Annotated in this window: 11 protein-coding genes; 10 read left to right on the top strand and 1 reads right to left on the bottom strand. The window is 35.9% G+C overall.

Annotation, left to right across the window (positions count from 1 at the left end; translation table 11 throughout):
- Window positions 1–10: 10 nt before the first annotated feature.
- Window positions 11–310: a hypothetical protein gene (locus tag HZI73_RS15205; RefSeq protein ID WP_212694232.1), complete on the bottom strand. Its 300-nt coding sequence runs from the start codon at window positions 308–310 to the stop codon at window positions 11–13.
- 273 nt (window positions 311–583) lie between these two features.
- Here HZI73_RS15205 and HZI73_RS15200 point away from each other — a divergent pair, with 273 nt between their 5' ends.
- The 10 genes from HZI73_RS15200 (at window position 584) to rpsU (ending at window position 12,218) form a co-directional block, all read left to right on the top strand.
- Window positions 584–1,762 carry a LysM peptidoglycan-binding domain-containing protein gene (locus HZI73_RS15200; RefSeq protein WP_212694231.1) on the top strand — a complete coding sequence of 393 codons (1,179 nt, stop codon included), beginning with the start codon at window positions 584–586 and terminating at the stop codon, window positions 1,760–1,762.
- Between the two features lie 104 nt (window positions 1,763–1,866).
- Entirely contained in the window at window positions 1,867–2,877 is a 1,011-nt protein-coding gene (locus tag HZI73_RS15195) for a LacI family DNA-binding transcriptional regulator (RefSeq protein ID WP_212694230.1), read from the top strand.
- A 171-nt stretch (window positions 2,878–3,048) separates the two neighbouring features.
- On the top strand, window positions 3,049–4,335 hold the full coding sequence (locus HZI73_RS15190) for an extracellular solute-binding protein (RefSeq protein ID WP_212694229.1): 1,287 nt from the start codon (window positions 3,049–3,051) through the stop codon (window positions 4,333–4,335).
- A 118-nt stretch (window positions 4,336–4,453) separates the two neighbouring features.
- Window positions 4,454–5,347, top strand: a complete 894-nt coding sequence (locus HZI73_RS15185) for a carbohydrate ABC transporter permease (RefSeq protein ID WP_212694228.1) — start codon at window positions 4,454–4,456, stop codon at window positions 5,345–5,347.
- Between the two features lie 13 nt (window positions 5,348–5,360).
- Window positions 5,361–6,194: a carbohydrate ABC transporter permease gene (locus tag HZI73_RS15180; protein WP_212694227.1), complete on the top strand. Its 834-nt coding sequence runs from the start codon at window positions 5,361–5,363 to the stop codon at window positions 6,192–6,194.
- A 183-nt stretch (window positions 6,195–6,377) separates the two neighbouring features.
- Window positions 6,378–6,950 (top strand): signal peptidase II, encoded by a 573-nt coding sequence (locus tag HZI73_RS15175; RefSeq protein WP_212694226.1) that lies wholly within the window; start codon window positions 6,378–6,380, stop codon window positions 6,948–6,950.
- Window positions 6,951–6,984: 34 nt separating this feature from the next.
- Window positions 6,985–7,551, top strand: coding sequence for a hypothetical protein (locus HZI73_RS15170; RefSeq protein ID WP_212694225.1), 567 nt, complete (start codon window positions 6,985–6,987; stop codon window positions 7,549–7,551).
- 220 nt (window positions 7,552–7,771) lie between these two features.
- Window positions 7,772–10,414: an alanine--tRNA ligase gene (alaS, locus tag HZI73_RS15165; RefSeq protein ID WP_212694224.1), complete on the top strand. Its 2,643-nt coding sequence runs from the start codon at window positions 7,772–7,774 to the stop codon at window positions 10,412–10,414.
- 144 nt (window positions 10,415–10,558) lie between these two features.
- Window positions 10,559–11,893 carry a CapA family protein gene (locus HZI73_RS15160; protein ID WP_212694223.1) on the top strand — a complete coding sequence of 445 codons (1,335 nt, stop codon included), beginning with the start codon at window positions 10,559–10,561 and terminating at the stop codon, window positions 11,891–11,893.
- Between the two features lie 151 nt (window positions 11,894–12,044).
- Window positions 12,045–12,218: a 30S ribosomal protein S21 gene (gene rpsU, locus HZI73_RS15155; protein ID WP_212694222.1), complete on the top strand. Its 174-nt coding sequence runs from the start codon at window positions 12,045–12,047 to the stop codon at window positions 12,216–12,218.
- Window positions 12,219–12,222 lie beyond the last annotated feature (4 nt).

Genomic DNA, 12,222 nt, shown 5'->3' with positions numbered 1-12,222 from the left:
AATAATCTCCTTATCCTAAGAACTCAGGCTTCGAGGTATGGTCAGAACGTATGGCTTTTTGCATGATAGTAAAATCAAAGTCATCCGGGTCAAGATGAAATTCACAGGGAATAGTAGCGCCACACCTTTCACATTCAAGATATTGACTGGATTCACCCCGTTCACGATTATCAAATTCAAAGGAGAGGTGATCCAGATGGTTCATTTCTTGAACATTTAGGCGGTAGGAATAAACAAACGATGTTTTGTGTTTGGCTAGTAACTTGCATGAGCCACAATTAGGACAACTCAACAATTGATTGTGTTTCATATCTTTCACTTCCTCATGTATTTTTTCCAATAGACTTACTATCAGTATTACCAAAATTCCTACTTATATCGCTTGAACTTTATTTAAGTTTTAACTTATTGACACGATCCGGTAGAACACTTTTTTTTCTGAGTTTGTTATCAGGCCTAGGATGGTTAAAAAATTAAGTCGTTGCAACACAAAATAATGCAATAATTTGAGTCCATAATGTAAAACCTAAGATGGAATACTGATACAACCTATTGGCGTAAGCATCATCAAAAGGAGGAACTTATGGACTTTATTAATCATTACCATCTGGTTGAAGAGAAGAATGGCGAATACACCCTTGTTATTTATTTAAATGCATATGAAGCTGAATTTGCCAAAGAGCTAAGTCAAGCGGACGATGAAACGAAAAAAAATCTGTACCATACCATTAAAGATGCAATTGATCAACGCTTTCCAAAGCTGAGAGTAACCCTGTGTAAAATTATGTTGGGTTCCATGCTGGTGACAGCCATTCCACTGGTTAACACGGTCAATGTACGTGCAGCCAGCACTAGCATTACACATAAAGTCATGAGCGGTGACAGTTTATACAAAATTGCCAAAAGATATGGCACCACGGTCAATCAGCTAAAAAAACTGAATAACCTAAGTAGCAACTTAATCTACGTGGGTCAAAATATAAAAGTCAGTGGTACATCATCCACTTACGTACCAAATAAATACAAAGTATCTAAGGGAGACACTTTATGGGGTATTTCAAGCCGCTATAAAGTACCTATCGATACCATTAAGCGGTTGAGTGGTTTAACCAGTAATACAGTCTATCCAGGTCAAATACTTGTATTAAAAGGTACGGCAACAGCAGCAAAAGCATCTGTGCATTATGTGAGTCACAAAGTTGTAGCTGGCGAAAATCTTTGGTCCATATCCGTCGATTATGGGATTCCTCAGTCAGAACTGATTCGGACAAATGGATTTAACCAAAATACACAGTTGCGTATTGGCCAGATTATTAAAGTGCCTGTTCACCATGTACCTGTAAAGCAAGTATCATCCTATAAGTATGGTGAGTATTTAGATTGGTGGAGTGAGGCTCAATACGTTTTTACCATCAATAAAATAGCTAAAGTTAGAGATTACCATACGGGTAAGACATTTAATGTTAAAAGGACCATAGGTGCTAATCACGCCGATTGTGAGCCACTAACTGCTAGTGATACAGCAATTGCAAAAAGCATATGGGGAGGCTATTCTTGGAAAACACGACCTGTCATCATTGAAGTAAGTGGTAGGCGTTTGGCTGCATCCATGTCATTCATGCCTCATAGCATCCAAAAAATAACCAATAACAATTTTAATGGTCACTTTGATATTCACTTTGCAAACAGTACGCGACATAAAGACGGAGCCGTTGATTATACCCACCAAGCAAGTGTAAAGGTTGCTGCGGGTTTAGCCTAAAGCAAATAATATCACTTACTCAACCTTTCTATATTTTAACTAGAAGAAAAAATTCTTTTATGATAGAATTTAAGAAATAAAATAAAGAAGTTGGAGTGATAGAATTGGCAACCATTAAAGACATTGCAAAAAAAGCAGGTGTTTCCATTACAACGGTATCCAGAGCATTAAATGATTATGATGATGTAAACGCTGTTACAAAAAAGAAAATACTTGATATTGCAAATGAAATAGGATATGTACCTAATCGCTCAGCACAAAATCTTGTGAAGAAGAAGAACAATACGCTGGCTATTATTCTTTCTGGACTGGAGCCAGATGGGGGAAAAGATAATATTATTTATCGTTTATTAAGTGGTATGTATCGTTATGCGGAGTCCGTGAATTATGAGGTTGTTTTGTACACCACCAGTTCAGCTCATCAAAGAGAAAAGACCTATGTCCAATTTTGCAAAGAGCATAATATAGGTGGTGCGGTGTTAAATGGCATTAAAATGGATGACCCCTATTTTTATGAGTTAATGGAAAGTAACCTGCCATGTGTACTCATTGATATACTTGCCCAAGGGGAGAACACCAGTAGTATATCCATCAATAATTTAGAAGCATCAAGAGAAGCCACAGAGCTTTTAATTCAGCATCAGCATACACATATTGGGATGATTAATGGACGAAGAGAGGCAGCTGTATCACTTGAAAGGTACAGAGGCTATACGAAAGCCCTAGAAAACAATAAAATCGCTGTAAATCATGACTATATTGTGTACGCCGATTATCTTGAAGATAAAGCCTATTCAAAAACAATGGATTTATTAAAAAAATATCCAAAAATGACAGCATTGTTTTGTGCCAGCGATATGATGGCATTGGGAGCTATGAAAGCAGTTAGACAATTAAACCTCAGGGTACCAGAAGATATATCCATCATCGGATTTGATAACATTCCTTTATCCGAACATATGACACCTCCTCTTACAACCGTGGATCAGGATTTTTATATCATGGGGGAAAAAGCTGCCGAACAGCTGTTAAAGATGATAAAAAAAGAAGCATATAAAAAAAATATAATATTACAACATAAAATACTTGAAAGAAAGAGCGTAAGCATGTTATAATATACCTGCCGAAACGTTTCGGATGTTTTATTATTTATATATTATGCACAAAAGTATTTTTTTTATCTTTTTACCGAAACGTTTCGGATTGTGATTTGATAACTTTCCATGATGGATGAAAAGGCAACGTATCACTTTTATATTTCCCAATAAATTTAAGGAGGATTTACAATGAGAAGATTTTTATCAATGGCACTATTGGGTATTTTAGTAATGGGTTTATTAGGAGGATGTACGGGGAAAAAACAAGAAAGTCAAAGCAATAACTCAAACAATGCTTCAACAAATGAATCGTCGGATAGTCATGAAGAACAAAGCTTAGAAGGAAAGCAAATTGTGGTAGGACGTTGGGGTGGCAATGATGCAGAAACAGCAGCGTTTAACCAAATGATAACAGATTTCACAGTGAAAACAGGTATTAAGGTAGAGGAGAGGATATACTCCGATTATAATACGGAGCTTCAAGCTGAACTTATTGGAAAGACAGCTCCTGATGTTGTTTATGTTGATGCTTATATGGCACCTTTTTATATTGGGCAAGGTATTTTGATGCCATTGGACAGTGAAGAATTTCAACTGGACCAATTTTATGATTCTTTGAAAAATGCATTTCTAAAAGGTAATCAATATTTTGCCATCAGCAAAGATTATTCAACACTGGCTCTCTATTATAATAAGAAATGGGTCAATGAAGACGACATTCCAACATCATTAGAAGAATTATGGCAGGGGGACTTTCTTGCAACGTTAAAAGATACATTGCCACAAGATGTTGTATCCATGACCTATAATCAAGACCTTGCAAGAAATTTATTTTACGCTGAGGCTGATGGTGCATCGGTTATAAAAGATGAATTTTATTCCAACTTAGGTGATCGTCAAGTGGTAGACAATCTAAAACCTCTCATGGATGCAGCCATTGAAGGTAAAATTAAAACACCTGCTGATTTGGGAGTAGGCTGGAATGGTGATGCCTTTGGAAATGAAAAAACTGCCATTATGATTGAAGGAAATTGGGTATTAGGTTTCTTGCAACAGAATTTCCCTGATATGGATTATGGTGTAATAGAAATACCAACATTTAAGGAGAAACAAGGAACCATGGTATTTACAGTAGGTTATGGTATTAATAGTGCTTCTAAGGAAGTTGATGCAGCAAAAGCATTCATTAAATATGCAACAGGTATAGAAGGTATGTCTACTTGGACCACTGGAGCTGGTGTATTACCATCCCGTATGGATGTAACTGAGGCTACAAAAGTGACAGATGATATCTATAAAGTACCTCATATAAAAGGTGCAGAATACGCTACACCCTGGCAAAAGGGTACAACCATGGATACCATCAATAATGAATATAAAAACTATATTCCTTCTGTTATAAGTGGTGAACGTACATTAGAAGATGCACTTAAACATGCAGAAGATGAAGCAAATAAAACAATAGAAGCGAACTAATGTACATAAGTAGGAACTGTTCCATCATACATTTGCGTCATGATGCATCAAATAAGCAACCATGAATAAAATGCATGATGGACAGCTCCTAGCTTGACGTCTAAAGGATTGGTGATTTATGGCAAGTAAAAGAAAAAAATATGAGGCAGCACAAGGCATAGGATTTTTGTCACCAGCAATGATCGTTATCGGTATCTTTGTTATGTCCTCTATCGTATTTGCACTGTATATTTCTTTTCATAAAGTAAATCTATTTACAGGTTATTATGAATTTATTGGTTTAGATAATTATAAACGTATTTTCACGGATACCAAAACGCGCATTGCTTTTATTAATATTCTCTCTTTTGTAGCGGTGGTGGTTCCCGTTCAAACGATACTTGCCCTTGTAATGGCAGCGGTCCTTAATGCTAATATCAAAGGTAAGGTTGGTTTTAGAACCATTTATTTTCTACCAACACTCACATCCAGTGCAGCACTTACAATGATTTTTATGTTTTTATTTAGTTTAAATGGGCCAGTGAATCAAATAGCCCTTGACATGAATATACTTAGGGAATCCATTAATTTTCTAAATAATCCTAGATTTGCACTAAAGGTCATCATGTCCATGAACATATGGTCAACTGTACCTTTTTTTATGACTGTTTATTTGGCTGGATTACAGGAAGTACCTAAAAGTATCTATGAAGCGTCTGATGTGGATGGCGCTAATAGTTTTCAGAAGTTCATGCATATTACCATACCCCAATTAAAGCCTATTACAACATTTGTGTTGCTTATGGGTATTATTGGTACATTTCAAATGTTTGATCAGGCGTATATCTTTTCAAATGGATCAGGGGGACCAGAAAATTCAACATTAACCGTTGCACTACTTATTTATCGGAATGCTTTTGGTCAAAACAATACCATGGGCTTTGCCACAGCCATGTCCATTGTGTTATCTATCGTGGTGTTTGTGGTTTCATTTATAGCGCAAAAATTAAACAAGTCAGAAAGCTTATATTAGGAGCTGAGTGAACATGAATAAAAAAAGAAAATACATAAAATGGATACTTTACGGTATGCTTATCATCTATGGGTTATTCACCTTATTTCCTTTTTTGTGGGCTGTCTCGGCATCCTTTAAAACATATAAAGAAATAACAGGTGGTGGGCTTAATCTTATTCCTAAACAACCTACAATACAAGCTTTTAACAAGCTTTTTATGATTGACCCTAATTTCCTTCGCTGGGTGATTAATTCATTTTTTATCTGTACCATTGGAACCTTTATTAATGTGTTTTTTAATTCCATGGCAGGTTATGCATTGGCAAGATTAAACTTTAAGGGAAAACACTTCGTCTATTATGGGGTGCTTATCTCCATAATGGTTCCAGGACAAGTACTTCTTATACCCAACTATCTTATTGTTAAATCTTTAGGATTATTAAACTCATACAATGCGATTATCATTCCTGCTGCGGTGAATGCCACCTATATTGTTATGATGCGTCAATTTTATATTAATTTTCCAAAAGATATTGAAGAAGCAGCAGCTATTGACGGCTTAGGACGGTTAGGTACTTTTTTAAGAATTTCCATGCCTCTTGCAAGACCTGCTATTGCGACCCAAGCAGTTTTTATTTTCTTAGGGTTCTGGAATGAATTTTTAAAGCCAAAACTGTATTTATCCGATCCATCAAAATACACACTAACAGTGGGTATTCAATCCATGATGAGTCGGTATTCGGGTATCACACAATGGGATGAAGTAATGGCAGCAAGCCTTATATCCCTTTTACCTATTCTCGTTATATACACCGTGTTGAATAAATATTTTATGCAGGGTATTCGCATGGATGGTGAAAAGTAAAGGGACTACAGGTAGAAGTTATCTTAGGTGGTTGGTTGATTTTAATGCATCCAACCGCCTTTGTTTACGTGCAAGATAGATGAATGATAATTGAATATAGAATACGCTAGATGTTATGCGTAATTTATGTTATGATAAGAGAGTTATTTATGTGGAATAACAAGGTGAAAAATAGGTATATTTATGAACAGTAATAAAGATGTAGAGGTGAGGCATATAAAATATCGAACATTTTATTTATGGATAGGTTTATGGGTTGTTGTTGACCAGTTAATTAAAATTTTTATTTATCAGTATTATTTCAATGCCAACATCCGTATCATTAGCGATTTGGTATGGTTTAGACCAATGCAAAATACAGCTTATTCTTATTTTAATGCACTTTTTGACTTTGGAATTGGACGGTTAACACATATTGTACTGGTTGTTATGGCTTTGCTCTTGACACTCTTAGCTTATGATTATATCCATTATAACCGATATGGAAATACTTTGATTGGTGTGGTTTTTATTGCACTAATCAGCGGAACAGTGTGTTCACTGATTGATAAAGTTTTTTGGAATGGGAGCTTGGATTATATTTATCTCAAAAACTTGTTTACATTTGATCTTAAAGATTGTTATATAACCGTATGTTTTGGAATACTGGGTATTATTTCAGCTATTAAGTATCGAAAAGCGTTAAATACATTTAAGTTTCAACATCTAATAAGGCATGCGGTAAAACGTCTTAAGGCATATCGTAAGCCCGCATAAACATTTACAAAAAATACATTCTGGAGGTAATACCATGAAAAGTCTAATACTTGTTTTTGGCGTAGCACTGGTTGTTAACGCACTTTTATCGTTTTATATATATCGGAACAAACGAAATGTGGAAGTTTTTGATTTTTCCCTTTATATCTTGATAACAGCTATTATTGTTCGGCCATTAGTTGAAGGTGGATTAGAGCAATGGCCTGTTATACTTATGAGCACCATTATTGTTGTACCGCTTTTTACAGTTCTTCCTTTAGCTGTTATTGGTATTACATCGTATGTATGGAAGGATTTTGAAAGTGTTTGTAAAAAGATACATAGCTTCTCTGAACTAAAAGTCATTAATCCTATAAAAAATGTTAATTACTGCATGTATAGGTTGGAGGATGGTACGAAAGTTAAGCTAACAAAAACGGTTGGTGATAACCGTACTAAGATTACCATTTCAGGTGGACTCAACTTCAAAAAAGCCTTTGGCTTCAGAAAGAGATTAATGCCTACTTTAAAGCGAATAGATGATTCAAAATACAATGCTGTTCAATCCATCATATATGGCGTAATGGGCGTTGTTGCTGTTGTTGTCTCTTTTATTTTGTAAGCTGCAAAATTATCGTCTGTATATATTGACAAACCATGTGCATAACATTATAATTTTAAAAGAGCATGATATACCTCGCTATGACGAGGATTTTTTTTTAATCTTATAAGAAAGTTCTCTGACTTTAGCCGATGAAATAGATTCCTATTATCTCTATTAATCAAAGGAGATAAAAAAGTTAAAACTTAAATATGTATTAATTAAATGGAGGAAAATAGATATGAAGAATTACGGATTAAACGAGTTAAGAAAAATGTATCTTGAATTCTTTGAGAGTAAAGCACATTTGAAAATGAACAGTTTCCCATTAGTACCTAAAAATGATAAGAGCTTGTTGTTGATCAATGCAGGTATGACACCACTTAAGCCTTATTTTACAGGACAAGAAGTGCCACCTAGCAAAAGAGTTACAACATGTCAAAAATGTATTCGTACAGGGGATATTGACAATGTAGGTAAAACCCAAAGACATGGTACATTCTTTGAAATGCTTGGGAACTTTTCTTTTGGTGATTATTTTAAAAAAGAAGCCATTGCTTGGGGATGGGAATTTGTAACGAAAGTGCTGCAAATTCCAGAAGAACGTCTCTATGTATCCGTTTATCTTGATGACGACGAAGCAGAGAGAATCTGGCATGAAGATATCGGGCTTCCAAAAGAAAAGATTGTTCGATTAGGTAAAGAAGATAATTTCTGGGAGCATGGCACTGGTCCATGTGGTCCATGTTCAGAGATTCATTATGATAGAGGAGAAGCTTATGGTTGTGATTCGCCAGATTGTCAGGTGGGTTGTGATTGTGACCGCTACATGGAGTTTTGGAATCTTGTGTTTACACAATTTGAAAAAACAGAAGATGGGGAATATCTTCCACTAGATTTCCCTAATATTGATACAGGCATGGGTCTTGAAAGACTTGCCTTAATGATGCAAGAAGTGGATTCTATCTTTGATGTGGATACCATCCAAGCCTTGTTGCAAAAAGTATGTGCCTTGGCAGGAGTGACTTATAATGACGATTCAGTAAAGGATATTTCTATACGGGTTATCACAGACCATATGCGTTCTGTTACATTCATGATATCCGATGGGATATTGCCATCTAATGAAGGTCGAGGTTATGTCCTTAGAAGACTTCTTAGAAGAGCTGCTAGACATGGAAAATTACTGGGCATAGAAGATAAATTCTTAGCAAAATTATGTGAGACAGTTATTGAAGTATCCAAAGACGCTTACCCTGAACTCGTGGAAAAGAAAGACTATATTACAAAGATAATAACGTTGGAAGAAGATCGGTTTAATGAGACCATTGATCAAGGTTTGGGTATTCTCAAATCTTATATGGAAGAAATGGATAAAGAGGGTAAGAGGGAACTAACAGGTGATCGAGCATTTAAACTCTATGATACCTATGGATTTCCTATTGACCTTACAAAAGAAATTCTTGAAGAGAAAAATCTGACTGTGGATGAATCAGGCTTTAATCATGAAATGGAAAAGCAGAGAACCCGTGCCAGAGAAGCACGAGCAGAAAGTAATTACATGGGATCAGCAGAAACCATCTATCATAAAATAGATCCAAGTATCACGTCTGCCTTTGTTGGTTATGATCACTTAACCTATACATCGCCTATACGTGTTTTAACCACAGAAGATGCCATTGTGAACACATTAGAAAAAGGAAGCAAAGGTACAATTTTTGTTGCAGAAACACCTTTCTATGGGACAAGTGGTGGTCAAGCTGCTGATACTGGCTATATCGTTACAGAAACAGGTAAGTTCAAGGTAGAAGATGTGGTACATGTAATCGGTAACAAAATTGGTCATATGGGTCATGTTGTTGAAGGTAAGATTGATGTCACACAAGAAGCTTCATTAGAGGTAGATAGTAAACAGCGTCAATCAACGGTTAAGAACCATAGTGCAACACATTTATTACAAAAGGCACTTAGAAATGTTCTTGGTAATCATGTGGAACAGGCAGGTTCTCAAGTTACAGATGAAAAATTACGCTTTGACTTTACCCATTTTCAAGGCATGACAGAAGAAGAGTTAAAACAAGTAGAAGATGAAGTGAATGCTAAGATTATGGAAGGTATTGCCATTAAAACCCAAGAAATGACCATTGATGAAGCTAAGAAAATGGGTGCTATGGCGTTATTTGGTGAGAAATACGGTTCAAAAGTTAGAGTAGTTAATATGGGTGATTACAGTGTTGAATTATGTGGAGGAACACATTTGTCCAATACGTCAGAAGCGGGTACTTTCAAGATTCTATCAGAAACAGGCGTAGCAGCAGGTGTTAGAAGGATTGAAGCATTAACATCCAATCATGCTATTGCTTACTATAAAGAACTAGAATGCCTCATAAAAGAGCTTGCGAAAGTCTTAAAAGCTGAACCAGCCATGCTCGTTAAACGGGCAGAGCAATTATTGGCAGATAACAAGCACGCAAAACAAGAAAACGATCAATTAAAAGCTAAGTTGTCTAAAGGAGCAGCTGATGACTTATTCGATCAGGTATCAGATATTGCAGGCATCAAGTTTTTAGGGGCTAAAATTAACGATGTGGATATGAATGGTCTTAGAAATCTAGGAGATAGTTTGAAGCAAAAGTTAGGTGAGGGTGTTATCTTACTCATCACAGCCAATGGTGGCAAAGTCAATCTCATGACGATGGCTACAGATGCAGCCATTAAAGCAGGGGCTCATGCTGGTAACCTTATTCGTGAAGTTGCTGCTGTGGTAGGCGGCGGTGGTGGTGGTCGTCCGAATATGGCTCAGGCTGGTGGTAAAAACCCAGACAAAATTAATGATGCTTTAGAAAAGGCGAAAGAAGTATTAATGGCTCAACTTAGCAAATAGATAGTGATATTATCCATTGCAGACATTTTGTATTGCTATAATGATAGTTATCTCATATAATAAGATTAAAGATAGCCTAGTAGAACATATGATGTATACTAGGCTATTTATATAAAAACATATATATGAAATGAAGGGATAAACATGTTAAAAAAACGATGGCTAATGATGTTGGTGTTGATTATCAGTTTGTCCACAGGATGTGATAAACAGTTTTATACCATACATCAAGACCATAGCAAGGTAGAGACGTTTAGCCAACAACCTAAAAAGGAAGTCATAAATAAAGAGAACAGTAAGAAGGATACAACTATACGTGAGAAGTCAGTCAAGAAAGAGATAAAAGAAGTTACCATTGCTGCAGTAGGTGATATTATATTCCATAAATGGCAATTGTGGCGGGGGTACGATGCAGCTACAGACAGCTTTGACTTTACAGATACCTTTCAATATATTCAAAAGTATTTACATGAAGCGGATTATGTCATAGGCAATCTTGAAACAACTTTAGCTGGAAAAGATAATGGGCGTATCTTAAGACCAGAAAATGCTTATAAAGGTTATGTAGGCTTCCCCTGTTTTAATACACCAGAAATATTAGCAAAAAATATGAAAGATGCAGGATTTGACATGGTTTCAACAGCCAATAACCATGCCTTAGACAGTCATCCAGAAGGTGCTATTCAAACATTGGATTATTTGGATGAACAAGGTATTGACCATGTAGGTACGTATCGTAGCCAAGAAGAAGCAGATACGTTGTTTAGGAAGACAATCAATGGTATTGATTTTGCTTTTTTATCTTACACTTATGGTACCAATGGCTTTGAAGTACCTGCTGATCAACCATACTTGATTAATACCTTAGATATGTATAATGAAGTGAAGATACAAGCTATGTTGGATAAAGTAAGGGAAGCCAGAGAGTCTGGTACGGATTTTGTCATCGTTTCCATTCACTTTGGCAATGAATATTTCAACTATCCTAATGTGCATCAAAAGAATTTGGCTGACAGGCTGTTTGAAGCAGGGGCAGATGTTATATTGGGCAGTCATCCCCATGTGCTGCAACCTTTTGAAATACGTGATATTGTTAATGATGATGGTGATACCCGCAAAGGATTGGTGATCTATTCTCTAGGTAATTTTATATCGTCCCAACGCTATACCAAACCCTATCCATCTCAAACAGATATAGGGGTTATATTTGAGATGACATTCAAAAAAATAGAGCATCATAAACCCCAGTTTACAGGTATTTCATTTATGCCTACATGCACTTTTAGAGATCCGGAAAAACTGACTATATTGCCTGTAGATGAAGTCCTTAATCATGTATCTGATTTTGATATTGAGTTAGGTGATTATAGCCGTGGACGATTGACCTTTACACAAGATTATGCCTATCAACATTTATTAAGTTATACAACAGCCAGTTATAACTATAAAGATTATCGATACAGTATCGCGTTCCATTAGTTTTGCCACATAGGAAAAAAAACCATCTCTTAAGTAAAAATATATTGACGTATCGCTAGAATATGTTATAATCTAATATAGTGCTAGATAATTAATACCCCAAGAGTTGTGGTAGGCACAAATTGCAACTGGAGGGAGGTAGGAGTTGGCTATGTCAAATATTGTTATTAAAGATAATGAAACCCTAGATAGCGCGCTCAGAAGATTTAAGAGAAGCTGTGCAAAGGCGGGGATTATGCAAGAGATTCGTAAAAGAGAGCATTACGAAAAACCAAGCGTAAAGCGTAAGAAGAAATCCGAAGCTGCAAGAAAACGCAAATTTTAATTGA

It is taken from the genome of Vallitalea pronyensis (assembly GCF_018141445.1).
Classification (GTDB): domain Bacteria; phylum Bacillota; class Clostridia; order Lachnospirales; family Vallitaleaceae; genus Vallitalea; species Vallitalea pronyensis.
This window is presented reverse-complemented; position numbering and strand designations above follow the sequence as displayed.